Below are 23,668 nucleotides of genomic sequence, written 5' to 3' on the forward strand. Positions count from 1 at the left end.
CGGCACGACGGTGGTGACCCAGGCCGTGGAGGTGATGCGCGACCTGGCCCGGCACATGCAAACCGCTGGCGAAGGCATCGAGGCGTTGAACGAGCAATCCCTGGTGATTGGTACCATCGTCAAGACCATCAGCGGCATCGCCGAACAAACCAACCTGCTGGCGCTCAACGCCGCGATCGAAGCGGCCCGGGCCGGCGAGCAAGGTCGTGGCTTTGCGGTGGTGGCCGATGAAGTGCGACAACTGGCATCGCGCACCAGCCAGGCGACCGATGAAATCGTTGGCGTAGTCCGCCAGAACCAGGACATGGCCCGCAATGCCGTGGCACTGATGACCGACGGACAGCACCAGGCCGAACACGGCCTGGCCCTGGCCGCCGAGGCGGGGACGGTGATCGTCGAGATCCAGGACGGGGCGAAGAAGGTGGTCGATGCGGTGAGCCAGTTTGCCAACCAGCTATCGACCTGAGAAACCTGCTGAGTGAGCCGCCGTTATCGCGAGCAGGCTCGCTCCCACAGTTCTCCCTGAATAGCCTTGATATTGTGTTCGCCGCCCCCCCCTGTGGGAGCGAGCCTGCTCGCGATGGCGGCCACACATTCAACATCCTGGCACGCTGACTCAACCTGATCTACGAGCGCTCAATCCCCCAGCGCGGCGCCTTCGCGCCGCGGATCCGCACCGCCAGCCAGTGAGGTTTTCCCTTGCGCATCACGCACCCGGACGATCGCCTGGGTGCCGCTGTTCATGTCGATCTCGCTCACCGCATGGCCTTTGTCTTTCAGCGCCTGGATCAGCGTCGGGCTGAACTGCCCCTTTTCCAGTTCGGTGGGGCCATTGCGGCTGCCGAAGTTGGGGAGGTTGATGGCGGTTTGCGGGTCCAGGTTCCAGTCGAGCAGGCCTATCACTGACTTGGCGACGTATTCGATGATTTGCGAGCCGCCGGGGGAGCCGACAGCGGCCAGCAGCCTACCCTGATGATCGAAGATCAGCGTCGGCGCCATGGACGAGCGCGGGCGTTTGCCAGGTTCGACGCGGTTGGCGACTTTTTGCCCGTTTTCTTCAGGGATGAAGGAAAAGTCGGTCATCTGGTTGTTGAGTATGAAACCCTGGACCATCAAGTGCGAGCCGAACGCCGACTCCACCGTGGTGGTCATGGACACGGCACCACCCTGGTCATCCACCGCCACCACTTGCGAGGTGGAAATGCGCAGCGGCGAACGGTCCGGCGCATAGGCCACCTGAATGCCCGGCGGTGTCCCGGGCTTGGCGACGCCCATGCTACGAGGGCCGATCAGGCTGGCTCGGCTGGCAAGGTAACCTTGATCGACCAGCCCTTTGAGCGGCACGGCTACAAAATTCGGGTCGGCAATGTATTGGGCGCGGTCGGCGTAGGCCAGTCGCTCGGCTTCGGCGATCAGGTGCACCGCTTCGGGGGAGGGTTCAATGCCGGCGGGTTTAGCGGTCTTGAGGGGTTTCAAGGGGGCGAGGGCCGCGTTGCTGTCGCGCTGTTCCAGGGCCTGCAACGTCCCGAGGATCTGCGCCACGGCAACCCCGCCCGAAGACGGTGGTGGCATGCCGCAGATTTGCCAGCGCTTGTAGTCGGTGCATAGCGCGGGCCGCTCCCGTGCGGTGTAGCCCTGGAGGTCGTTCAGCGAAAGGCTGCCGGGGTTGGCGTGACCCTGCACCTTGGCGACGATCTCCTCGGCAATCGGCCCTTTGTACAAAACATCGGGACCTTCGTTGGCGATGCGCTTGAGCACGCCTGCCAATGCCGGGTTTTTCAGCACGGTGCCGACTGCCTTCGGGCTGCCATCGGCATTGAGAAAGTACGCCGCCATGTCGGGCGAGCCCGGCAACGAAGGGTCGGACGCGATCAAGGCGTGCAGCCTGGGGGAGATCGCGAAGCCCTGCTCCGCCAGCGCGATGGCCGGCTCGAACAGCCTCGCCCATTCGAGACGGCCATGTTTGCGATGGGCCAGTTCCAGTCCGCGCAATACCCCCGGTATGCCGACGGACCGACCGCCGATTTGGGCGGCGGTAAACGGCATGGGTTTGCCGTCGGCTTGCAGGAAAAGTCTTTCGGTGGCGCCGGCCGGTGCTGTTTCGCGACCGTCATAGGTGCGCACGGCCTCGCCATCCCACAGCACAATGAACGCGCCGCCGCCGATGCCTGAAGATTGCGGTTCCACCAGCGTCAGTACCGCTTGCATCGCAATCGCCGCGTCGATGGCCGAGCCGCCACGTCGCAACATCTCCCGCCCGGCCTCGGCCGCCAACGGGTTGGCCGCGGCCGCCATGTGCTTGTCGGCGTAACGGGTCTGCACATCGGTGCGGTAGCCTGAGGTGATTTCCGGCGGAGCGGGCAATGCCGGTGTGGCGGTGGAGGAGGGCGGGGCCTTACAGGCGACGAGTGTCAGGGCGACAGCGAGCAGCGAAACGGCTGACAGGCGATGAAGGTTCGGTTTCAGGTCTATAAGCACGTGTCGCTCCATCCGTGGGCCTGGGGTATGGAGATTGACTGTAGCGATGCGCGGCGTGGGGCGCAAATCAACAAGCCCTCTCGCCACAGGTGAGGGGCAACCAAATCCTGAGAGGACAGGCACTTTTCTCTAGGCATAAAAAAACGGCCTATCTTTCGATAAGCCGTTTTTAGTACTTGGTGGTACACAGTCATTTGAACTGGATGCTCAAACTACTGTATCTAAAGGGTTTATTGTCGTAGCGTTCGGTTAGGCATACATGTGGGCATACACGCTGCCTTTTTCTGGCTACTGTTTTCCCATGTACCCTCCGCCTGTCAAAGCGCCGCCAGACATGGCGTACCTCGATCAAGCAGGGCCGATGCCAAGATAGTTATTCTTTGGCCCGTCCTTCTGCCGCCAGGGAGGCGAGGGCCAGGGTGAGAAATCCTGAGTTTCTATCCAGCGTTTCCAGTGCCCCCCTGATGTTCTGCGCGACTTCTGTAGATCCTCGTTGCTCAACCCAGTTTGAGAGCTCCTCGATAGCTGCTCCCAGGGCAAGCTGGTTTTCATTCATTCGTTTGAGCACAGACGCAAGCAGAGATGGGTCTTCCATGCTGTTCTCCCTCCCGTGTTGACCATATAGCCAATCTACATCGAGCCAGTGGCATTGCATATCAGTAGCCCTGTTTACCAGGTGGGCAAAATTGCGCCGGGGACCCTGGGAGATTTCGCTGCACACGGGGTCGGAAACCCGCGAGATCTTGGTAGTGACAGTTGCCCGAGCTTACTGAAATTTCGACGTTGAAATTGAAAGGATATTGAAGAAAAAAGGGCATCGTTACCGCAACGGTAAAGGTGAGCCATTGTGTTGTTGATAGCGAACGGTTGCGTCCGGTCAACCTTCGAGGTGGTGTCAACCACGTCAACCTGTCAACCGACGTAGAAAACTCAGTCGCTAACAAGATGCTGCGGGTTCTTTGCCCCGTACCCATTCGAAATGCCCAGGGTCCCCGTCGAGCTACCCAGCGAGAGGGCAAATGCACAGGTGAACATCAGTTCACCAGGTTCACCTGTTCACTAAGCTGTGCACTTTTTTGCTAATACGATCACGCGGGTTTCCGACCCCGTGTCTTAAAGAAACCTCAGGGGCCCCGGCAAAATATGGAACTGCTCCTGACGTTCGCTGGTGGCATTGATGCTTCCGGGGAGCGGGGAATACGTATCCTTCTGAAAAGCAGTGTTACGAACGTTACTGGTGTAACAATCGTCGATAACTGATTGTATTTATTGAATATTGTGGGCGTAACACTGTGTTTGAGCATGAGCTTTTTAGGAGTGTTACTAAGCCAACTGGTGTAACGCTTCAGAGGTCTGAAGTAGACCCATAAAAACAGGAAAGAAGCTCTTGTCGAACTCTCGCTTGCCCATCAGCAACGATTGGCAGTTAGGTATGAGCACTTTGCTAGGCGTCAGCAAGCTATCAGCGATTAGCCCGCTTGCCGGCCAAAAGCGGACTTTAATCGACGTCTATTGAGGCTTTGAGGCATCTACGAAATCAGAGGCGATTCATGTAGTGTGAGGGTATGAATTTTCGACAGGGAGGGTGTCATATGCAAAACACGCGGATTCGAGAGATTTTTATTTCGAGGCTTTATGGTTTGTATAACCATCGAATAAATTTAAAAGACGAAGGTCTTACGATAATTCATGGTGCCAATGGTGTAGGAAAGACGGCTGTTTTAAAATGCTTGGATTATTTGTTTGAATGGAATATCGAGGCCTTATCAAGGATCCCATTTAGAACAATAAATATCGGTCTTAGTGATGGTGCCAAGATATCTATATCCAGAGCTGCCAGAGTCGAAAAAAATTCAGTTAAAAATGACATGCTTAATGGAGCTCTAGAGATTTCTTTTTTTAAAGATCCCAACACCCACATAGAGACTGTTTTTGCTATCGATCCGGAAATGGCAAATTTTGCTGAAACAATTACGACCTCACAGTCATGGATGGTAAAAGTTCAGCACGGATTATGGCGCGACACTAGAACAGGCAAATACGTCGATGCGATGGAAGTGGTGCAGGATTATTTTCCCGGGAAGGGTAAGAGAAAGAAAACCTATTCTCCTTTTTTTGAAAAGATCAGGAAAGGACTTAATGTTAAGCTGATTGACACTCATCGTCTTAATCAGCGATCAAAAGAACAATCGGCAGACTTTACCGTGCTGGAATGCGCGGCAGATATGTTAAAGCAAATCAAAATGGTTAACGTAGAGTATGCTAGAAGAGCTCAGGAGTTGGATCAGACTTTTCCCCACAGGTTGATCTTGAACTCCAATAGCTTCTACGGTCCTGATATTGTCAAGGAACGATTGTTGAAGCTTGAAAAACGTCAGGTGCAACTAAGTAAAATTGGACTGTTAGCGACTCACGGGGGGCAGACCTTTCCTTCCGATGTTGAATCCCTATCACATCCAAAGCTTGAAGCGATTAGTCTGTTTGTGCAAGATAGTGAAACAAAACTGGATGCGTTCAATGAATTAGCCATTCGTTGCACTGCGTTACTAAAACTCATAAACACAAAATTTAGGCATAAAAGATTAGAATTGAATAAGGAGGCCGGGCTTTCGATAATTGATTTTTTCGGCGATACCATTCCAATGGATGCCCTATCCTCCGGCGAGCAGCACGAGCTGGTTATCACTTATGAACTTTTATTTAAAACTCCTTCGAATACATTGTTATTGATCGACGAGCCCGAGATTTCCCTGCATGTCGGATGGCAAAAAAGCTTTATTGAAGATCTTTTGTATATATCTGATATCGTAGGCTTTGAATCCGTTGTGGCCACTCACTCTCCGTTCATAGTAGGAGAGAAATACGACATGATGGTAAGTCTTGATGATGGAGTTCATGGGGAATGATCGTAGCTAGAGATGTGGGAGATATAATTTCAGAAATCCAGATGACTTTGGCTGCTGACCCAAATGCTATTTTTTGGCTGTTGGAGGGAGTTACAGATATAAAATTTTTCAAGCCGAGACTAATTGATGAGATAATACTTATTGACTCGATGGGTAAATACAAGGTCATCGAAACCATCAAGAGAATCGCTGCTAGCAACCACCTTAAGTCTTTGTCAGTTCTAGGGGTGGTTGATAATGATTATGACTGGTTGAATGGCTATGAAGCCCCTTCTAATGTTGTCTCAACTGAGCCTAGAGATCTGGAAGGGATTTTACTTAGAGCTAATTGCGTAAGTTGCGTCTTGACTGAATTTGGAAATAGTAACGCGATAGCGCAGTTTGAAAGGCGAGAGGGGCCAGTTATTGAAGCGATTTTATCTAGGGCGCTAGTTTTTGGTAAGGTACGAGCTGTAAATAGTAGAGGTAATCGAGTGTGTTTGAAATCACTAAAGCCAGTTCAGTTTTTTAAAGGTGATTGGTCTTATGATAAAGATAGATTGTACGAGAAGGCTGTGCAGCTAGGTGTGTCATCAAGCATTGTTGAACTAGAGAGAGAGATTTCTAATCTGCCTGAAACTGATCCTTGGCATTATGTCAGAGGGCATGACGCTATAGATATATTATGTGGCGGTTTGATTTCAGTTCTTGGGCCTTTTAAAGCGCACGCCTCTTTAATAGAGCCGGTTTTACGTCAGTCTCTAACTTCGCAGCAATATCAAGCCACCGCAATCCATCAGCAGTCAATGCTCTGGCATGCACAAAGAAATTTACCATATCCTTACAGGGAAGCTATTAATTGATGGGTTTCAATCAGTTTCTGCACTTAACTACCATGCCAGCGGAAATTCTACAAAAAAAAGAAGTGAAGAGCCACATACCTCGATAATTTGTGACGCTGATTAAAATTTGGAGACAAGTCCTGGTAGTGGACAAGTCTCCATACTCTTCCGGTCGAAAATAGTATGCTTCGACGGTGGATTCTCTGGACGATAGTCGTATAGCTGGCGCTGCCCTCGGACAAGTCAAACATCCCCCGGCGCTTCCTGGTAAGCCTTATGACTGCACCTTGGGTCGTCCATACGCGGGCACCCTGCCACTGGTCTTTTTCTGCTTTTTGTCACCAGCAGAAGGTCCGAAAACGATCATTCGTGAATGGCAGTTATTGGCCGATTCTGTTGAAAAAGTCGGCCATAGTTTCCACGGCAGAAAAGTATGCGCTTAAGATTGAAATCTTTACTTTGAGCAAAAGAATGCGGGCTCAGATTTCGCGTAGCTGCGCGCAAAAAAGGCGTTTTCAGCAGTCAGTGCGCGGGTAGTCTGGAAGGACCGACTTTTCAACACAATCGGCCGAAAGCGGTAACTCATAAGCGACTGCCTTCGGCTACGCGACTATGCCACCAAGCCGGCCTTCAGAAAAAGCTGGCAGAGTTTGGTCGGGAGAATGGCACCACCATCAAAGCCGCCATTGTTCATTCCTAGACCGGCGTTCACAAATGCAAGTAGAACAGACTCATCCATTTCGACAGCATCTTCGATTTTCGCCCTGGAAAATTTTCCTATTTTGTCGATGTCAAAGGACGGAATGCGCTCAAGAGCAAATAAGATGCGGCTAAGCTCTTCAAACGAAATGTCTTCACTGGCATAAGCCGCAAAACATTTTGCTGCCAGCTCCGGCTTTTTCGCGCTCTCCATCCTTTCCAGGATTTCGATTATCGCCTCTCCTACTCTCCCAGCGAATTTGTCGTTTTCTCCAAGTTTGCGCAGCATCTCGTTTCGCTTGCTTTCTGAAATCTCGGAAAGCTGGCTAAGAAAACGAAGAAGCTTGCCGCCAAAAACGTGATCCCTGATAGACAGTGTCGCGCTGAAGATACCCGCTATGCTGCTGACGACCGGGATTGATTTGGCAGCATCAGAGGCGAGCAAGGCATCTATCCCGAGCTCGACATATTCCTTGGCTGCGTCTCCTATAAAGCCGGAACGTATTACTTTCGCGAGTTCTGCACCACGTGGTGAATCGTTCTTGTCCATGAGTTTCCCCCTGTTTTTTGTGTTTTCTTCCGACATCAATACACTCTTGGAGTGAGTCGTACACTATTTGAACGTCTGCTTGTGGTCGTTTTCTGCCTGTCGCGACCGACTGAAAACGACCCCTACCGGCCTGTCATAGGATCGCGGTAGGAATGGCAGTTACCTGCCGCCCCCGCACAGATCTGTATGTGCAGAACTACCGCATACGGCTCCTGATTTGGGTGCGAGACGCGAAGCGATCCTCGGATACAGGTGTGCATGCTATGAACGCATGCCCATCATCCAGGGACATTACCTCGAGCTTGTTTGCTTGGAGCCGCTCCTGAAATCCATGACGGGCGTCAAAACCAGAAAGGTCATAGTTATTGGCAGTGTTCGTAAACCGCTTTTCCTGCCTTTTGCTTCTTTCCATCCTAATTTTTTTGCGCCTCTTCCATGTCTCGATCATATCTAGGAGTTTGTAGTAACCGATCCATCCTCGATCAAGATCCAAGAACTTCAAGATCATGTACACGTCCTCGTGTGCAGTGGCCAAGATCGTTAAGCCGAGCTTCGCAGACGTCCTCAGTGCATTTCTGAGCTCTTCATCTCCTTTCTCGGAGGGACGTTGGGTCGACCCAGCAGCCCGACAATTTGCATCCGCTCCTGATAGTTGGTTTGCCTATCCTGAAGGTTGATCCCGTGGATGGTGAGCTTCTGGTAACCCCGCTCGAAAAGCTCTGAGGCGCCGTTGTAGAGGCTTAAAAGCTCATACGATATTTGCCACTCAGTCTGCTGATCGGCAATCTGCTGGAGATACACAGAGTTGAAGCTGAAGTGATCGTTGAGACAGTCGTTCCAGTGATCTACCCCACCCCAGATCCTGAAGTAGTCTAGGGCCAAGCCATATTCGCTGAGCTGCCTCAATTCCTGGGCATTGCCGTTCAGCATGACTTCCCATTCGCTTTGCTCGTGCACCTAGTTTCCTCCTACCTGTGATCTGCCACACCCGCTGGAAAGCCTCAAGCGTACCTAGCCAAAATTTTTTTAGCTTCAGGGCATCAGGCGACGACTCAAATCCTTGGTGGCAGGTTCGAGTTCTGCTGCGCCCACCATACTCAAAGCCGCGCACTACGCGGCTTTTGCGTGTCTAGATATTCACTTTCTACGCCTTCAACTCCTCTAAATCAGTGGAACGTCCAAAAAAACGTCCACACCTACACCCACCACTCAGCAGGCTAGCTGCAGAAAAATTGCAGCAAGCTTGCAAATTGAACTATATTTACCGTCTTATTTCGCTTGAAGTGCGAGCATATTGCATGTTGATTGAGTTCTCGGTTTCTAATTTCAAATCCATAAGAGAAAAGCAGACCCTCTCGATGGTCGCAGCCTCACGTTTGAGCAAGAAGCAGAACGTAATCCATCCCAACGTACCAGGTGAAAAGCTTCCACCTCTCCTAAAGGCTGCTGCAATATATGGCCCAAATGCATCTGGCAAATCAACACTAGTGGAAGCAATGGGTGTCGCGTCCTTTCTCGCAAGAATGGAACCTATCGCCACACCAAGGCTTCTGCCTGTTTCGCCGTTCCGCTTTGATCCTAAATTGGCAGAAGAACCAAGTACATTTGAAATTCATTTCATTCAAAACGACTTGCGCTATCAGTATGCTTTCTCTTTAACAGCTCAAAGAATCCACAGTGAAAAACTAGTAGCGTACCCTCGTGGAAAAGAGGACACACTTTATGAAAGAACTCTGACCAACGACACTGAAAGCTACAGCTTTAGTGGGAATCTGGAAGGAGGAAAAGAGCTTCATAATGCTTGGAGAAATCTTACTGGCCCTCAAACTCTTTTTCTTGCTCAAGCCGTAGCTAACAGCAATGACTCGCTGACTCAACTTAGAAACCCTTTCAATTGGCTTACGGAACTCAGCGGAATTGACTCAAATGATTGGGATGGTTGGGCCAGAACTAGCCAAAACCTTGCAAATCGCCATAAAACATTTACATCAACTATTGCAACCTTTCTTCAACAAGTAGACGTTCCTGTAACAAATATAAAATTCGAAGAAAATGAAACGGCGGCCGTTGCGTCAAAGCCAACTAATAAATCATACACGGCAAAGCCAAACTACAAAACAATTCTAACCCATACAACCGCTCTTGGTGACGCTGACTTCGATTTTAGCGAAGAGTCTAGTGGCACCAAAAACCTAATAGGCTTATGGCTACCGTGGAGCCTTTTAGAAGATACATTGGCAGGAAATACCCGTATCCTACTAGTGGACGAATTTGATAGCAGTCTACACCCGGAATTAGTTACAAATTTGGTAAAACAACACCTTGCATCCACAAAGCACACTCAAATTATATTCACTACTCACAACACGCATTTAATGAATGCAAAACTATTGAGAAGGGATCAATTCTGGCTGACCGAAAGGGATGCTAATGGTGCGACCCAGCTGCGTTCCCTCCACGACTTCGCCGGTAGAGAGGGGGAAGACATTGAAAAGCGCTATTTTGAAGGAAGGTATCGCAGCCTTCCTTACTTGAGGGAAAAGTAATGGCGAGGGACGCTAAATCATTCGAGCGGGGAAAACCAAAATTCAAACCTCAACCAAAAGTATTAATAATTTGTGAAGATAAAAAATCCAGCAAAACATACCTTGATGAAGCGTGCTTGCACTTCCGTGCAAAAGTTGACGTGAAAATAATTCACTGTGGAAAAACCGATCCAAAAGGAATCGTTGAAGAAGCAGTTTCTAATGTAAAAAAATATGAAAAAATATTCTGCGCCATAGATCGGGATGAACATCTAAATTTTGACGAGGCCATAAGAATTGCCAAGCCAATTGCAGAGATAGAAGTGATTGCCTCATATCCCTGCTTTGAGTACTGGCTACTATTACATTTTAAATACACTAGAAAACCTTATCGAAGTACAAAGAGGAAATCCGCAGGAGATCAGGTTGTTGACGATCTCCGGGACGAAAACGGGATGTCGCAATATGCCAAGGGATCAATAACTGGCTTGTTTTCTGAGTTGCATGCTCGCAGCGCAGGAGCTCACAAAAATGCCACAAGAGCATCTATTGAGGCTGAACAAAATAAAGAGCTTAACCCCAGTACTATGTTTCACGAACTACTCACATATATAGAGTCCCTATCCAAGCCGATTAAGATTTGAGATTTTACTAATTGGGTTTAAATTAACCAAGTCGGTCCAATGCCCAGGACTGAGGTGGGCATATTTCTGAGTCATAGCCAGAGTTATATGCCCTAAGTTTCGTTGAAGCGTAAGGGTGTCCCCGCCATTCATCATGTAGTGACTGGCAAAAATGCGGCGTAGAATAGCCGGTCGTGAGGGGCCGCTTTTGGTCGAAAGCTGCCCTTTAAATCAATGTGTGGGTGGGACTGAACAGTTAAGCCTGTCGGCTCAACCAACTACCTATAGAGCGGGCAGCGGAAGCCGACTAGGTCCTCCACCGCACCCTAACTTCGGTGCTTCAATTGCTGATCGATGAGACTCAGTTCCGCTTTGATCGCATTGGCGGTGAGGCTTTGTATTGCTGTGCTTTTACCCCAGCGAGAGCCCATGAGCTTGAGCAGGCTGCTCAGATGGGTTTTCCTTGCCTTCAGCGTATCGGTACGACTGGGGCTGTTTTGCGTGGTAGTGTTCATAGTGCTGATCCTTGGGCATTGTTTAAACAGCCCACACGCGTGGGCTGTTTCGGGTGGGGCAGTGCGTTACAAAGCCAGCACGTCGTGCACGTTGTACCGCACTGAGCGCTCCGACAAATCATTCCAGGCCCAACTGCTAAAATTTTCCCCTTGCTCTGGAACGTTGAGCTTGAGCAGCGCAACGGGATCCCGGTCGATCATTCGACGCGCCGCACAGAGTTGCCCGCCCACATTGAGCAATGCCTGAGCGGCCTCATTCCACTTCTCTTCGAGCACCGTGTTTGCAAGGTGCAGCGCCTTGTTCTCGATTTTTTGGTGTTCTTGCTGCGCTTCAGAGATGTGCTGATCGATGGTGGTTAGCTCTTGTTCCAGAGCGCTGATGATCAACTGTTGACGACGGTTGTGCTCGGCTACAGTCGCGAGGTTTTTCGCGGCTTTTTGGGCGTCAGCATTAGCTGTCTTCTCGCCTTCAGTGTCGCCCCACGCGACAGCCTGAGCGTAGGCGGTTGCGGCTTCGGTCTCAGCCTGCCGTGCCTTCGCCATTTCGTCTGTGGCTTGCTGACGGATTTCATTCAGGCGGGTGCTGACACTCTGCCGCTTTTCGTTGAGCTCGTGCTCGTCGGCTTTCCAGGTCGCCATGGCATCGCGGTAGCCCGCCATTAGGTTTTCGTGATTGGCGACGTTTTCGCGCCGAACAATTTTTTGATTCAACCGATCAATTTCAAAGTCCAGCGAATCACATTTTCTTTTCCGCTCAGCGTACTGATCCTGCACGTCTCGCTCCCGGCCTCGCTCGATAGATTCGGGGCTGGCTAGGGCGGTCTCATAGTGCAAGAGTTCGGCTCGCAGGCGTTGTACTTCGAAAGTCAGTTGTTCACGGCGGTCTTTCAGTTCTTGGATGTCGTTCATTGTTTCGTCTCTGTGTAATTCGATTGGGTTGGGGTGAGCGGCTGGCGAGGCCGGGAATCAGCCGGCGCTACCTCAATCAGAGGGATGCCGTTAGGCAGCCCGAGCCTCGCTCTCATCCGCTCCCGGAATCGTCTTCACGATGTAGCAGCGTTGCGGGCCTAAACCGGGCAATCGGACCAAACTCGATGCCTTGCCGTCGCTACCAGGTTCCAGCACACCCCGATGCAGCAGCTCCTTGTTCACGGCGTTGATGTTCATGCCCCGAAATATCTCGGATCGCCATGCCTCGGGCAGCACGTAGTAGGTGTGGGTGGTGTGCATGGTGTCGCCCATGCCGTGCTCCAGCGTTTTGCGAAAGCCCAGGCGGTCGATGGTGCGTGGCCCGTGCTCATCGATCTTCGCGGCGGCGGTTTCCCAGCGGGTGAAGCGGCTTTCCCCAAAGCGCTCGATGATCTGCCGGAGACGGGCCAAAATCGCATCGCCTTCAAGGTTTCCGGCGCCGCCACGCTCATTCAGCCACGCGCTCAGGCACACGCGTGCCGCCGTGGTTGCGGTGCCGTCAGGCCAGCCAGTGATACCGAGCGCGGTGGCCAGCTCTCCGGCTGCTGCGGCCAGCCCAAAGCGTGCAGCGGCTCGATGCGCCTGCCCGCTAGCCGATGCGGGGAGAGCTTTGGCGACGAACCCTTCCAGAGTCCGACGGAGGATGGTTGACCATCCGTGCATCTTGCCGGGCTCGCAAAGGGCCGCCAGGAACGCGGTGAGTGGCGTGCCGTAGTATTTGGCTACCCGAGCCTTGAGCGCGTCTGAGAGGGCCGCAGCATCATCGAAGCCACTCAGCACATCAAACATGCCCAGGCCTTTGCTGGCATCCGCTGGTACGGCGAGCATGCGCACTTCCATGCCGGCTTTCAGTTCCTTATTGGCTTCGGCCATGTGCTGCGCCAACGTCTTCTCGCCGGTCGAGAGAAACAGCAAGCGCCACTCCTGCACCTGTCGGCCCGCTTGTCCTCGATCATTGGCGCGAGCCTTGCCGGTGCCATTGCCGAGCATGTACACCGTTTCGCCGATGATGCGCGGGTCGCACATACCGATTTCATCGAGCACCAGGAGCCCGTCCGAGTGCGCGGCGGCGATGGATTCCAGGGCGTTGTCTGTCGAGCGCCAGGAACGCACTACACGCGGCCCGCCATAGATCGAGGCGGCCACTTGCAGGTGGGTGGTCTTGCCACCGGAGCTGTCGCCATAGAGGTGAAACCCGCCCGATTCGTGACCGAGCATATTCAACAGCGGTCCCGCAAAGGCCACGCTGACGACGAATGCCAAACGATGGTTGCCAACGCACAATGCGCCGATTTGCTCTTGCCATTGGTCCAGTGTGCCGGATTCGCTGATCGGTGGGAGTTGTGCCCCAGCCTCATAGAAGTGCAGATGTTCGTCATGCGAGCCGATCTGCCGTTCGGGCAACAGGAAGGCACTCCCATGCCAGCCCAGCCGAGTGACCAAACGAGCCCGCTGCGCACTGTCAAAACCCTGCAAATAGCTTTGTAGGTCGTTGCGTGCGTTGCGTCCTGAGCGGCTGCCCGCCAGACGCAGACCCATGTCCACCAGCGGGCCGAGTACGTCCTTGCCAAAGTCCCCGGTCATGGTGCGGGCGGGAATGTTCCAGCGTTTTTTCTGGCCGTCCGGGTCGTCGAACTCGACCAGTAAGCCCCAGTTGTGCCCCTTGTCGTCACGGGTACGTGCGAGGATCTCTAGAGGCGAGCACACAGGCCGCGCTTCGCCGTCGTCGCCGGAGTAAAACACGCCTTCTGACGTCAGGCGAAAACCGCCGGGCAACAGGTCATTTTTTGATTTGGCTGGTCGCTTGGTTTTGGGCTGCACCTTTGTTTCGACTTCTCCGGCCGGAGCGGGAGCGGGTGCCGAGCCAAGCAGCTCGCCAGTGCGCTCCAGCTCGGTGAGGTGGGCCGATGTCCAGCCCTTGGCGAGTGCGTCGGCTGCATCATCGCCATCGTCCCATTGCCCACCTTTGGCAAAGGTCGGTTTGCCATTCTTCAGTGTGGGCTTGCGCTTGAAGATGTCCAGGGCGATTACTTGCACTGAGGCGGCGCCGATTTCACGCAGCTTTTCCGCAACGGCCTCCATGCAACTCTGACCGCTGGAGTCGTTGTCCGGCCACAATAAGACCACCCGCCCTTTGAGCGGTGTCAGGTCGGCCTTGTGCCAAGAGTTGGAACCGTTCGGCCAGCAGGTCGCCACGTAGCTTGGCATCAGCTCGGCAGCGGCATCGGCGGCTTTCTCACCCTCGCACAGTACGACCGGGGCATCGAGCCGTTGCGATAGTTCGTCCAGGCGCAGAAGGGGGCGCGGATCGGGCAGACCTTGCCAACGCCATTGAGTGGTTTGGCCGTCGGCGCGTTGGCACCAGGTCAACGGTGCGAAGACTTTCCTTGGCTTGCCGTCTTCGTCGGGCTCCAGGTCGAAGCGATAAAGCGCCATGAGGGTCTGGCCTTGGGCATCGCGATAGATCCATACCTTGGAGGGCGCACCGTGTTGCCGATGCTTGGCCGGGCACTTGTTCATGGCCTCGACCGGGATCGGCTGGATGGCGTTCCATTCCGGTGCTTTGCTTTTGCTCGGTGTGGGCTTTGATTGCGCGGCGCCTGCCGATACGTGCAGCAGATCCGCCAGCTTGTTGCAGGCCTCGACGTCTGTGCCGCCGTCTAGGTAGCGCACCAGGTCGATCAGGTCGCCGCCTTTGTCGCCGGTGGCAAAGTCAGCCCATGTGCCTTTGCTCAAGTTGACCTTGAGCGACCCGGCACGTTTGTCCGTGCGGGTCGGATTGGGGGCGGTGTATTCCTTGCCGCCATCGACCCGTTTGCCGTTGGGGAGCCAGTGAGATAACACGCGGTCAATGTCCTTGAGTGCGGTGCTTTTCACGTCGGCAAAGCTGGGGCGTTTTGTGGGTTTGTTCATGCGCTGGGTCATGTATCGGCCCCCGGCATAAACATGGCATCGTTCACATCATCAATCAGGGCCTTTGCCATTTCGCCGAGGTACAGCGCGCACCAGCTGTAGCGTTCGCCCTTATCGCTCATGGCGGCATCAAGGGAGAGTTGATTGGCGTAATGCTGGAGGAGCGAAACCGTTTCGAGCGCGTCCTCAATAGGAATGCCTGCATTCACTCGAAACACGCCCTGGCCTGAGGTTTTATTGAAAAACGACGCTCGGCCTAGTGTGGTGTGAGTGCTCATGCGGCACCGCCTTTCTGATCCATCGGAACAGACGTGGTGTCGCCGTGCAGGGTCAGGGTTTTGATCAGTCCCAAGGTGCCCCGAACATCCCAAATAACAGCGGCCAGGACATGATTGGCTAGGCGTGGTCTATCGCTTTCGCTTTCGAAATGGTCCTCAAGCAACATCAGTACGGACTCTGCGCGGTTGATCGCACAGGTGATTGCATCAACAGGGACGCCCTTCTCAATGTCTTTGCTGACGCAGAGCAGATCTTCGGGCAAGGCGAAGCTGAGGGAGGAGTTCATTGGGCACCGCCTGCGGCTTCGAGAGCGCGAGCTTTGACCATATGGGCGTTGTAACGGGCAAGACGAGTAGCGAGACTGGAATTGGCGTGTAAAGCGGCGAGAGCCATTGCACGGTGTGCAGCGGCGCGAATTTTGGACGGATTGAGGGCGTGTTGCATTTGTGAAGGCTCCTTGTACTGAGGAACCGCCACCGTCTGCCGCCAAGCAGATTAGGGTGACGGATTGCGCAGGATTGGCGGACCGGCGTACAAGGAGACCGGCGCACCCGAGGGTGCTCCTACGCAACCCGCCATAACACGGGAATGCAGACACAAAAAAAGCGCCTGCAATCGTAATGGGGGCGCTGTTGCGCCTTGTACTGTTTGGGCCGCCAAGCCCATTCGCTGAATTTGCAGCGACGACCAGAGAGTACCGCTCGTTTTTCGAAAGTGCAACTACGGGGGTGTCTTGCGGATTTTTCGGGTGTGGCATAAATTGTTCGGGCATGTAGATTTACCTCAACGCCTCCGGATCGCCCCCGGAGGCGTTTTCGTTTCAGGCATGAAGTTCGAAGCGCAGGGAAAGCAGGGGCAGGAAGCCGCCTTGGAGCATCGAGCGGGCATCCTCATAGGCTTCCGCTTGCTGGCCCTCATCGACAATCACGGTTCCGGTCTTTTCGCAGTGGAGGGAGAGCGCGCACCAGGTGCCGTCGGCCCAGCTGAGTACGCTAACCACACGACCTTGTTTGTCCTGCTGGCTGCGGTAGCGCTCCAGGCGCTGCATGAGGCGAGGCGAAAAGCCGATCTGGCGAAGAATAGAGAAAGGATGCATCAGAGCCTTGTTGGCGATCTTGCGGCTCATGCGGCCACCTGATCACGGGCAGCGATGCGTGCCCGTGTCCATGCTTGAACTTCTGCCAAAACCCATGCGACCGGAGCGCTTCGGGCATTGCTGTTACTCAGCTTCACCGGCATTGGGAATCCACTGTCCGGTTGGCGCATGAGCTTGTAGATGGTTGGGCGTGCGAGCCCTACGATTGAAATGACCTCGGGCATTCGAATGAGGGTCGATGCTGGGTCATGAGGAGCGATGGTTTTTGATGCGGTATTCATAGCGAGCCTAACCTGAGTGAAATGAGACAACAGGCCATACGCTACGTAGGGGAGGGGGAACGGACAGTGTCCGCTCCCCTTTTTTTCACTTGAGGGGTCTTAGACCCAGAATGGTCAGGTGGTCTCTGATGGTTTTTTTGGTTCCATGAACGTTCTGGTCGAAAAGCAGATTGGTTAGCTCTGCATCGCTCAGACTGCGCTTTTCAATCAAGCGGCCATTGATGATTTTTTCGGCTGCTGCCTTGATATTCGCGCGCCTGTACATCGTGTCCGATTGTATTTTTGATTCAGGGTCTCGGTTTCCCTTACCAGCTTCATGACCCCGCTTTGATGCCTTTGCCGAGAAAGCCTCGTCGAGCATTCGGTGCATCAGGCTGGATGTGTTGAAGCCAGTCTTGGATACGTCGATGTTCTCCGCTTGCCTATACAGTACTGCCATCGATAGGGTCTGTTTGGCTTCACCCAGCAATTCAGCGAATCGCTCTCGCGCTTTGATTTCGGTTCCACTGCGACGCAATCGTTCTTTTTCGACCAGGGCTAGATACTGGCGGGGCGAGTCATTTCTCAACTGCTCTAGCAATTCTGCATCGATGTCGTAGGTCGCAAGTTCAAGTTCGAACAACCAGTTTCCGATTACCTCTACAGCTTCGGTGCCAAGCACGAGAGCAAAGGTCGCTGCCAGTTGCGAGTCTGTAGCTTGATGGTTGAAGCCGGGGAGATGTCGGATGACATTTGGCAACGAGGCTGCTCCCGCGATGCTGGCATGGTCATCGATGACGTCACGTAGTTCAAAGACCGTTGTTGTGACTGGCTCAGCACACAGTGCGTAGGAGCCATCCTCAAGCCAGAATGAAGTAGCGTCGTCGATAAGGTCGAATGCTTGTCGGAAATGCTCGTTGAACTGGCGATAGAGCGCCAGCTCGCGAATGGCTCGTTCGACGTCGTCCATGTCCTGAATTAAGCACTTTACCTCGATCCCGGCAATTTCCAGTTCCTCTATGCCAGTGCTCCGTTCAATGGGCATGTTGGGTACCCCGTCGCCCCGGAGCTGGGAGGCAGTTGCAGCGATGCGCATATGAAAACGGCACCGCCCGCAGGGCTGAGCGAGGCGGATTTTCGTTACACGACTTGGTGTCGTTACACTCGGTGTATCGTTGAGATGGTCGCGGTGTAACTCGAAAAAAACACAATAAATTCAATTGGTTGGTGTCGTCCGTTACACGTGTCACACGCGTTACACCGGTTTTAGAGGTGGGCTGGGTATTCGTACTCATACAGCCTTTCCGAATTGGCCCTGTACAACATTGCCTACCTCTAGGGCATCAAGGTGATCCGCATACCACTGCATCATTTTCACGCGCTGCTCGAGGTACTGAGCTTTGTTGTAAATACCTCGGACTCCCTGTGCCTTGTGACTGAGTTGGGCCTCGATATGGTCAGCGGGGTAACCATGCTCATTGAGGATGGTGCTGGCGATGTGGCGGAAGCCATGACCGGTCTGGCGGCCTTCGTAACCAAGACGCCTGAGTGCCATGAGAAACACGGTGTCGCTTCGGGGTTTGGTGCGGTCGCTTCTACCTGGAAACAGGAGAGGGTATGCACCGGTAAGTTGCCGGAGCTCCAATAGGGCATCTACGGCTTGAGTGCATAGCGGCACCAGATGTTCGCGGCCTTTTTTACGTCCCTTTCGTTCGACAGGCACTGTCCACAGTTTCTTGTCGAAGTCGAACTCCACCCAATGAGCTTCGCGAAGTTCGCTGGGACGGACTGCCATCAGGGTCAACAGCCGCAGGCCAAGCTGAACATCTTTGGCGTGCGGATAGGAGCGTATAGCTCGAAGTAACCCAGGTAGCTCGTCAGGAGAAACATGAGCGTAGTTCTCTGCCTTTCCTGATGACAGAAACTTATGCACGCCCTCCAAGGGATTGTTGACGGCTCTGCCAGTCACGCGAGCCAGGTCATAGATATCTTTGCAGTAAGCCCTCACGCGGCTCATCTGTTCCAAAATCCCCTGGCGCTCAAGTCCTCTCAATAGCTCCATCCACTCCATAGACATGATCGAGGTATAGGGACGTTTACCGAGCGAGGGGAACACGTGGCGTTCGAGTGCGCCGAGTATCCTTTTGGCAGTCCCAGCATCCCAGCCGCTGAGGCGAGACGTATGCCATTCCCTGGCTAGTGATTCGAAGGTGTCATTGGCTGCGTCAATGTCAGCCGCCTGACGAGCCTTCTTGGAGATGATTGGGTTCTTGCCCTCTGAGGCGTCAGCTCGCAGCTCTGCCGCTTTCTGTCGAGCGAAGGCGCCGCTTACTTCTGGATAGCCGCCGAGACCTAGCCAAGACCATTTGCCGTCCGGTTTCTTGTAGCGTAATTCCCAAGATTTTTGGCCGTTTGGTTTGACCCTGAAATACAGCCCAGGACTGTCTAGTTCGCGGTATGCCCCGGCCTCAGGCTCCAGGCTGGAAAGTGTTGTATCAGCGAGAGGACGTCGCTTGATATCGGCGCGCTTCATCCGTGTATGCCTCCAGTTCAATTAGTTCTGAAGCATACACGTGGGCATACACGGTGGGGAAGGATAGGGGTAGACAGAGGTGAACAGCCAGAAACAAGAAAGCCCGCACTAGGCGGGCTTCTTGAGGTTGCTTAGAGACTCATGGAGACATCTGTAAACAGGTACTTGGTGGCTACACAGGGACTTGAACCCCGGACCCCAGCATTATGAATGCTATGCTCTAACCAACTGAGCTATGTAGCCAAGTGGCGCGCATTATTCGCCGGTAACGAAGATGTGTCAAGCGTAAATCTGAAATATTTCTCTGCGCTTTCAACCGCTTAACAATCCTCGCTGCAAATCGCTATCAACCGAGCTGAAATCTCCCTGTGTTGGCACTCAGGGCCCGGCTTCCCTGGCTCAGGGTATCCGCCGCCAGGTTCACGGCCCTTGCGCCTTCAAGCAAACGCATCGCTGCCTGGTCGACCTGCTGGATATTGCCGCTGACCTCGTCGGCGGTGCTGGCTTGTTCATCCACGGCGGTGGCGATTTGCGCCAGGGTATCGGTGACGCTTTGCACCGCGCTGGCAATTTCTCCCAGCCGTTCGCCAAGGCCGGTGACTGCTTGGGCGTCGGTCTGGGCCTGGCCGCAGGCGGCTTCCATCAAGCTGACGGCTTCGTTGACCGTGGCGCGCAGGCTGTCGACGGTGGCGGCAATCTGTTGCGTGGAGGATTGGGTGCGTTGCGACAGGCTGCGCACCTCGTCGGCCACCACCGCGAAACCACGGCCCTGTTCCCCGGCGCGAGCGGCTTCGATGGCGGCATTGAGGGCCAAAAGATTGGTCTGCTCGGCCACGCCACGAATGGTATCGACCACCAGTTGGATCTGTTGCCCTTGTTCGCTGACCCGCCCCAGTGCGGCGGCGGTTTCGTTGAGGCGCTGGTTGAGCTGCTGGATGCTGGCCGTGGTGCGTTGGCTGTCGTGGCTGCTGTCGGTGGCGATGCGGCGGGTCTGCTGGGCACTATCGGAGGCCTGTTCACAACTCTTCGCCACACCCTGGGAGGTGGCGGCCAGTTGTGTTGCGGCGGCAGCGATCTGGCTGATCTGCATCTGCTGGGCTTCGACTTCGCCCAGGGCGCCGCTGGAGTGGGTATTGAGGGTGCGTACGGCGTTGCTCAACTGCAACGTTTCGTGGTCGACCCCCAGCAGGCTGTTGCGCAACTGCACCACGGCGACGTTGAGGGCGGTGCTGATGGCCGCCAGTTCATCGCGCCCTTGCACCGGCACTTGCAGGCTGAGATTGCCGTCGCGCAGGGCTTCGGCCAGCAGGGTGATGCCGCTGGCGCTGCGCCGGATCGACGATTGCAGGCAAACAAAAAGATACAGCGCCGCCAGCAGCAGGCAGCCCAGTATCGTAGCTACCAGGGTGAACTGGCGAATCGCCGAACCGTGGTAGTGGTCCAGCCGCGTATCCAGTGCCACCAGCGACTGTTGCCGCAGGGTCGCCAGGTCGGCGAGGAGGGCGTCCATGTGTTTCTCGAAGTCTTCGGGCTTGAGATTGATGGAGCCGCCGAACACGCCATCATCCAACACTTTCAGGCCGGCATCCAAGTGCTTGAGGCTGCCTTGGTATTGTCCGGCCCAGGTTTGCAGATCGCTGGGCAGGCGGGTTTCCAGCAGCGCTCCAGTCTTGACCAACTGGTCACGGGCGTCGCCGATACGGCTGCGCAAGTCCCGCAGTTGCAGGCGACTCTGCAACGTGAACTGGCCTGATACCACGGAAGCCTGTCCAACGCTGGCCAGGCGACCGACCCGTTCGATCAGGTCCGGTGTCTGCTGAGTGGAAATCTGTGTCAGCAAATACGTTTCCAGCCAGGAGGCGAGGGTCAGGCGGTTGTCCATGACCATCTGCTCGCGCAAGGCTTGCAGGGCGCTGAGGGCGGCGGTGAAGCGGTCGTAACCATCTGGCCACCAGCCCACGCTGCCCAGGCTTTTCGAATCCAGACCGTTGAGGCTGGTTTGCAGGGTTTGATAGCGGGCGAGGGTATCGGCTTCGGCCCCTTCGGTTTGCAGGGCGTTGCCCAGGTCACTGGCGGCCTGGGTGAGGGCCGGTTGCACTGCGTCGTACGCCGCCATGGCGGCCAGCGTCGCCGGTGTCGGCTGCCGATTGGTTTCGGTGGCACGCCAGCGGGCGGCGCGGTTGCGCTGGGCGGTGAGCAGGTTGTCCAGGTTATCCAGGGCCAGCAATTGGCGCACCCCGGCGCGTTCCCCGGAAATCAGGCTGAGTTTGTCGCGATAGTCCTGGCCGATGAGCCACAGGCTGCCCATGAGCGGCAGGATAAAAAGCAGGAACAGCAATTGGAATTTGCGGGCGAAGCCGAAATGCCCCAACAACCTGATGCCTGGTGATAAAAAAGCCTGCATGCCCATACTCCCCTGAGCACCCTTGCACTATTTTTGTGCGTTTTCTACACAAGTGCCGAAACAGGTGCTCTTTTAAAAGGCCTCGAAAGTTTGTCCAAATCGGCTCGGTAGGCCAGCTCTGTAGCGAAACTTCCCATTCTCGGTCCCCTTTGTAAGGAGCCGCGTTGTAGGCCATTAACAAGGCAAGATTCAGACCATGGCGTTGAGCTATCACCTTGGATTTCGACAATTTTTCGACTTCGATAGCTAGCTAAGGGGATAGCCTTGCTGCACCGAAAAATGGCACATTGACGCACCTGCCCGTGTGCACCCTCTGTCGTATGGAAACTCCCATGGCTATCAGCAATACCCAAGCCGAGATCCCAGCCGTTGCCGCCACTACGCAAAGCAGTCCATTGGTCATGCGGATTATCGGCGCCGTGGCCCTGGCGCACCTGATCAACGACTTGATCCAGGCCGTGCTGCCCTCGATTTATCCAATGCTCAAGGACAGCTATGGCCTGACGTTCACTCAGGTTGGCTTGATCACGCTGACGTTCCAGTTGACCGCCTCTTTGTTGCAGCCTTGGGTCGGCTATCACACTGACCGGCACCCCAAGCCCTGGCTGCTGCCGGCCGGAACGGTGTGCACGCTGATCGGCATTGTGATGATGTCCATGGTCGGCAGTTTTGCCTTGATCCTGTTGGCGGCGGCATTGATCGGCATTGGCTCGTCGACCTTTCACCCGGAAGCGTCGCGGGTGGCGCGATTGGCCTCGGGCGGCCGTTACGGGCTGGCGCAATCGACCTTCCAGGTAGGCGGTAACGCCGGCTCAGCCTTCGGTCCGTTGCTGGCGGCGGCGATCATCATTCCCTATGGGCAAGGCAATGTGGCCTGGTTCGGGTTGTTCGCCGTGTTTGCGCTGTTCGTGCTGTACCGCATCAGCCGTTGGTACGCCAACCATCTGAACCTGTTCAAGCTCAAGCAAGGCCAGGCGGCCACACATGGTTTATCCAAGGGCCGGGTCTTGAGTGCGCTGGTGGTGCTGGGGCTGCTGGTGTTTTCCAAGTATTTCTACATGGCCAGTTTCACCAGCTACTTCACGTTCTACCTGATCGAGAAGTTCGACCTGTCGGTGGCCTCTTCGCAGTTGCACCTGTTCCTGTTTCTCGGAGCCGTGGCGGCGGGAACCTTCTTCGGCGGACCGATTGGCGACAGGATCGGGCGCAAGGCGGTGATCTGGTTCTCGATCCTCGGCGTGGCACCGTTCACCCTGATCCTGCCTCATGTCGACCTGTTCTGGACGAGCATCCTCAGCGTGGTCATCGGCTTCATCCTGGCCTCGGCGTTCTCGGCCATCGTGGTGTATGCCCAGGAACTGGTACCGGGCAATGTCGGGATGATCGCCGGCGTATTCTTCGGGCTGATGTTCGGTTTCGGCGGGATTGGCGCCGCGCTGCTGGGGCACCTGGCGGACATCCGTGGCATCGAGTATGTGTACTGGTTGTGCTCGTTCCTGCCGCTGTTCGGGGTATTGGCGATTTTCTTGCCGAGGACTCGAAAGGCTTGAGGCGAGAAGATCCATGTAGCTGAGCCGACGCCTTCGCGAGCAGGCTCGCTCCCACATGGGGTTGCGGGTGTTCACAGCATCCGCGTACGACCCAAAAACCTGTGGGAGCGAGCTTGCTCGCGAAGGCGTCGGCGCATCCAACAGCATTGCAAGCTGACCCTCCGCTATCGCGAGCAAGCTCGCTCCCACATGGGATTGTGGGTGTTCAGGCATCCAGCCCCCGAAACGAAGTCCCGGCATGCCAGCAGCAATGGGCTGGTACGTGAATTAAGTCTCCAGTTAAAACACAGTGAGTCTTGAATCGCTACTTGATGAGTACACTGCAGTCGCGACTAAAGTACTGGTTTGTATAAGCCTTAAGTGGGTGTTTGTATAAAGGTTGGCCGTGTTAATTTGCTGTTGTGGTTAATGGTTAGAAGGGAATCTGCAGCATTATTCAAGGGTGACCCCTGTGGTGACTGGAAAAGCAGGCTTTCACGTTCTTTCCACCTATCGCCCTTATTGTCCCGGACATAAGGCCTTCGGTTCTTGGTTTGATGACCTCTTC

19 protein-coding genes, 1 tRNA gene and 2 pseudogenes are annotated in these 23,668 nt (G+C 54.6%); 6 read left to right on the top strand and 16 right to left on the bottom strand.

The features are described from left to right. Positions 1-34 precede the first annotated feature (34 nt). Positions 35-466, top strand: a pseudogene (locus ASC85_RS33965) (methyl-accepting chemotaxis protein); the annotation flags it as partial. Between the two features lie 170 nt (positions 467-636). Here the strand turns inward: ASC85_RS33965 and ggt are convergent. Both ggt and ASC85_RS24460 read right to left on the bottom strand, forming a co-directional pair. Continuing rightward, positions 637-2,478: a gamma-glutamyltransferase gene (gene ggt, locus ASC85_RS24455; protein ID WP_236712403.1), complete on the bottom strand. Its 1,842-nt coding sequence runs from the start codon at positions 2,476-2,478 to the stop codon at positions 637-639. 373 nt (positions 2,479-2,851) lie between these two features. Beyond that, positions 2,852-3,073, bottom strand: a complete 222-nt coding sequence (locus ASC85_RS24460; protein ID WP_042956428.1) for a hypothetical protein — start codon at positions 3,071-3,073, stop codon at positions 2,852-2,854. Between the two features lie 997 nt (positions 3,074-4,070). Between ASC85_RS24460 and ASC85_RS24465 the strand changes: the two genes are divergently transcribed. After that, on the top strand, positions 4,071-5,384 hold the full coding sequence (locus tag ASC85_RS24465) for an AAA family ATPase (protein ID WP_057451724.1): 1,314 nt from the start codon (positions 4,071-4,073) through the stop codon (positions 5,382-5,384). Further along, the gene (locus tag ASC85_RS31640) at positions 5,381-6,226 is read left to right on the top strand and encodes a DUF4435 domain-containing protein (protein WP_082534479.1); all 846 of its coding nucleotides are present in this window, start codon (positions 5,381-5,383) and stop codon (positions 6,224-6,226) included. The genes ASC85_RS24465 and ASC85_RS31640 overlap by 4 nt, the downstream gene beginning before the upstream one ends. A 589-nt stretch (positions 6,227-6,815) precedes the next feature. Here the strand turns inward: ASC85_RS31640 and ASC85_RS24470 are convergent. Together ASC85_RS24470 and ASC85_RS24480 are read right to left on the bottom strand one after the other, a co-directional pair. Continuing rightward, positions 6,816-7,454: a hypothetical protein gene (locus ASC85_RS24470; RefSeq protein ID WP_057451889.1), complete on the bottom strand. Its 639-nt coding sequence runs from the start codon at positions 7,452-7,454 to the stop codon at positions 6,816-6,818. Between the two features lie 564 nt (positions 7,455-8,018). Next, positions 8,019-8,411 (bottom strand): hypothetical protein, encoded by a 393-nt coding sequence (locus ASC85_RS24480; protein WP_057451726.1) that lies wholly within the window; start codon positions 8,409-8,411, stop codon positions 8,019-8,021. A gap of 341 nt (positions 8,412-8,752) precedes the next feature. On the opposite strand from ASC85_RS24480, the gene ASC85_RS31645 reads away from it, so the two are divergent. Further along, entirely contained in the window at positions 8,753-10,000 is a 1,248-nt protein-coding gene (locus ASC85_RS31645; protein WP_082534480.1) for an AAA family ATPase, read from the top strand. Then, positions 10,000-10,623 (top strand): RloB family protein, encoded by a 624-nt coding sequence (locus ASC85_RS31650; RefSeq protein ID WP_082534481.1) that lies wholly within the window; start codon positions 10,000-10,002, stop codon positions 10,621-10,623. Before ASC85_RS31645 ends, ASC85_RS31650 begins: the two co-directional genes overlap by 1 nt. Here ASC85_RS31650 and ASC85_RS31655 read toward each other — a convergent pair. The 12 genes and pseudogenes from ASC85_RS31655 to ASC85_RS24530 all read right to left on the bottom strand — a co-directional run. After that, positions 10,600-10,788, bottom strand: a pseudogene (locus tag ASC85_RS31655) (tyrosine-type recombinase/integrase); the annotation flags it as partial. The gene ASC85_RS31650 and the pseudogene ASC85_RS31655 overlap by 24 nt on opposite strands. 140 nt (positions 10,789-10,928) lie before the next feature. Next, the gene (locus ASC85_RS24485) at positions 10,929-11,117 is read right to left on the bottom strand and encodes a hypothetical protein (RefSeq protein WP_057451727.1); all 189 of its coding nucleotides are present in this window, start codon (positions 11,115-11,117) and stop codon (positions 10,929-10,931) included. Between the two features lie 66 nt (positions 11,118-11,183). Next, complete coding sequence (locus ASC85_RS24490; protein WP_057451728.1) at positions 11,184-12,026, bottom strand: hypothetical protein; 843 nt, start codon at positions 12,024-12,026, stop codon at positions 11,184-11,186. A gap of 90 nt (positions 12,027-12,116) precedes the next feature. Next, positions 12,117-15,011 (bottom strand): DUF927 domain-containing protein, encoded by a 2,895-nt coding sequence (locus ASC85_RS24495; protein WP_057451729.1) that lies wholly within the window; start codon positions 15,009-15,011, stop codon positions 12,117-12,119. Next, the gene (locus ASC85_RS24500) at positions 15,008-15,277 is read right to left on the bottom strand and encodes a DUF3077 domain-containing protein (protein ID WP_057451730.1); all 270 of its coding nucleotides are present in this window, start codon (positions 15,275-15,277) and stop codon (positions 15,008-15,010) included. The genes ASC85_RS24495 and ASC85_RS24500 overlap by 4 nt, the downstream gene beginning before the upstream one ends. After that, on the bottom strand, positions 15,274-15,564 hold the full coding sequence (locus ASC85_RS24505) for a hypothetical protein (protein ID WP_057451731.1): 291 nt from the start codon (positions 15,562-15,564) through the stop codon (positions 15,274-15,276). Before ASC85_RS24505 ends, ASC85_RS24500 begins: the two co-directional genes overlap by 4 nt. 534 nt (positions 15,565-16,098) lie before the next feature. Beyond that, a complete protein-coding gene (locus ASC85_RS24510; protein WP_057451732.1) occupies positions 16,099-16,404 on the bottom strand; it encodes a hypothetical protein in 306 nt (101 codons plus the stop codon). Beyond that, positions 16,401-16,655 (bottom strand): helix-turn-helix transcriptional regulator, encoded by a 255-nt coding sequence (locus ASC85_RS31660; RefSeq protein WP_082534483.1) that lies wholly within the window; start codon positions 16,653-16,655, stop codon positions 16,401-16,403. Before ASC85_RS31660 ends, ASC85_RS24510 begins: the two co-directional genes overlap by 4 nt. 85 nt (positions 16,656-16,740) lie before the next feature. Further along, on the bottom strand, positions 16,741-17,679 hold the full coding sequence (locus ASC85_RS24515; RefSeq protein WP_057451890.1) for a hypothetical protein: 939 nt from the start codon (positions 17,677-17,679) through the stop codon (positions 16,741-16,743). A gap of 246 nt (positions 17,680-17,925) precedes the next feature. Further along, positions 17,926-19,167 (bottom strand): tyrosine-type recombinase/integrase, encoded by a 1,242-nt coding sequence (locus ASC85_RS24520; protein WP_057451733.1) that lies wholly within the window; start codon positions 19,165-19,167, stop codon positions 17,926-17,928. 166 nt (positions 19,168-19,333) lie between these two features. Further along, positions 19,334-19,410 (bottom strand) — tRNA-Met (locus ASC85_RS24525). 103 nt (positions 19,411-19,513) lie between these two features. Continuing rightward, positions 19,514-21,571: a methyl-accepting chemotaxis protein gene (locus ASC85_RS24530; RefSeq protein ID WP_057451734.1), complete on the bottom strand. Its 2,058-nt coding sequence runs from the start codon at positions 21,569-21,571 to the stop codon at positions 19,514-19,516. Between the two features lie 332 nt (positions 21,572-21,903). Here ASC85_RS24530 and ASC85_RS24535 point away from each other — a divergent pair, with 332 nt between their 5' ends. Beyond that, positions 21,904-23,121, top strand: coding sequence for an MFS transporter (locus ASC85_RS24535; RefSeq protein ID WP_057451735.1), 1,218 nt, complete (start codon positions 21,904-21,906; stop codon positions 23,119-23,121). Positions 23,122-23,668: the final 547 nt, after the last annotated feature.

It is taken from the genome of Pseudomonas sp. Root401 (genome assembly GCF_001425105.1).
In the GTDB taxonomy this organism is placed as follows: domain Bacteria; phylum Pseudomonadota; class Gammaproteobacteria; order Pseudomonadales; family Pseudomonadaceae; genus Aquipseudomonas; species Aquipseudomonas brassicacearum.

Excerpts from the sequence above, each read along its gene's own strand:
- ASC85_RS24460 (WP_042956428.1), bottom strand. The coding sequence starts at position 3,073 with ATGGAAGACCCATCTCTGCTTGCGTCTGTGCTCAAACGAATGAATGAA.
- ASC85_RS24465 (WP_057451724.1), top strand. The coding sequence starts at position 4,071 with ATGCAAAACACGCGGATTCGAGAGATTTTTATTTCGAGGCTTTATGGT.
- ASC85_RS31640 (WP_082534479.1), top strand. The coding sequence starts at position 5,381 with ATGATCGTAGCTAGAGATGTGGGAGATATAATTTCAGAAATCCAGATG.
- ASC85_RS24470 (WP_057451889.1), bottom strand. The coding sequence starts at position 7,454 with ATGGACAAGAACGATTCACCACGTGGTGCAGAACTCGCGAAAGTAATA.
- ASC85_RS31645 (WP_082534480.1), top strand. The coding sequence starts at position 8,753 with ATGTTGATTGAGTTCTCGGTTTCTAATTTCAAATCCATAAGAGAAAAG.
- ASC85_RS31650 (WP_082534481.1), top strand. The coding sequence starts at position 10,000 with ATGGCGAGGGACGCTAAATCATTCGAGCGGGGAAAACCAAAATTCAAA.
- ASC85_RS24485 (WP_057451727.1), bottom strand. The coding sequence starts at position 11,117 with ATGAACACTACCACGCAAAACAGCCCCAGTCGTACCGATACGCTGAAG.
- ASC85_RS24490 (WP_057451728.1), bottom strand. The coding sequence starts at position 12,026 with ATGAACGACATCCAAGAACTGAAAGACCGCCGTGAACAACTGACTTTC.
- ASC85_RS24495 (WP_057451729.1), bottom strand. The coding sequence starts at position 15,011 with ATGACCCAGCGCATGAACAAACCCACAAAACGCCCCAGCTTTGCCGAC.
- ASC85_RS24500 (WP_057451730.1), bottom strand. The coding sequence starts at position 15,277 with ATGAGCACTCACACCACACTAGGCCGAGCGTCGTTTTTCAATAAAACC.
- ASC85_RS24505 (WP_057451731.1), bottom strand. The coding sequence starts at position 15,564 with ATGAACTCCTCCCTCAGCTTCGCCTTGCCCGAAGATCTGCTCTGCGTC.
- ASC85_RS24510 (WP_057451732.1), bottom strand. The coding sequence starts at position 16,404 with ATGAGCCGCAAGATCGCCAACAAGGCTCTGATGCATCCTTTCTCTATT.
- ASC85_RS31660 (WP_082534483.1), bottom strand. The coding sequence starts at position 16,655 with ATGAATACCGCATCAAAAACCATCGCTCCTCATGACCCAGCATCGACC.
- ASC85_RS24515 (WP_057451890.1), bottom strand. The coding sequence starts at position 17,679 with ATGCCCATTGAACGGAGCACTGGCATAGAGGAACTGGAAATTGCCGGG.
- ASC85_RS24520 (WP_057451733.1), bottom strand. The coding sequence starts at position 19,167 with ATGAAGCGCGCCGATATCAAGCGACGTCCTCTCGCTGATACAACACTT.
- ASC85_RS24530 (WP_057451734.1), bottom strand. The coding sequence starts at position 21,571 with ATGCAGGCTTTTTTATCACCAGGCATCAGGTTGTTGGGGCATTTCGGC.
- ASC85_RS24535 (WP_057451735.1), top strand. The coding sequence starts at position 21,904 with ATGGCTATCAGCAATACCCAAGCCGAGATCCCAGCCGTTGCCGCCACT.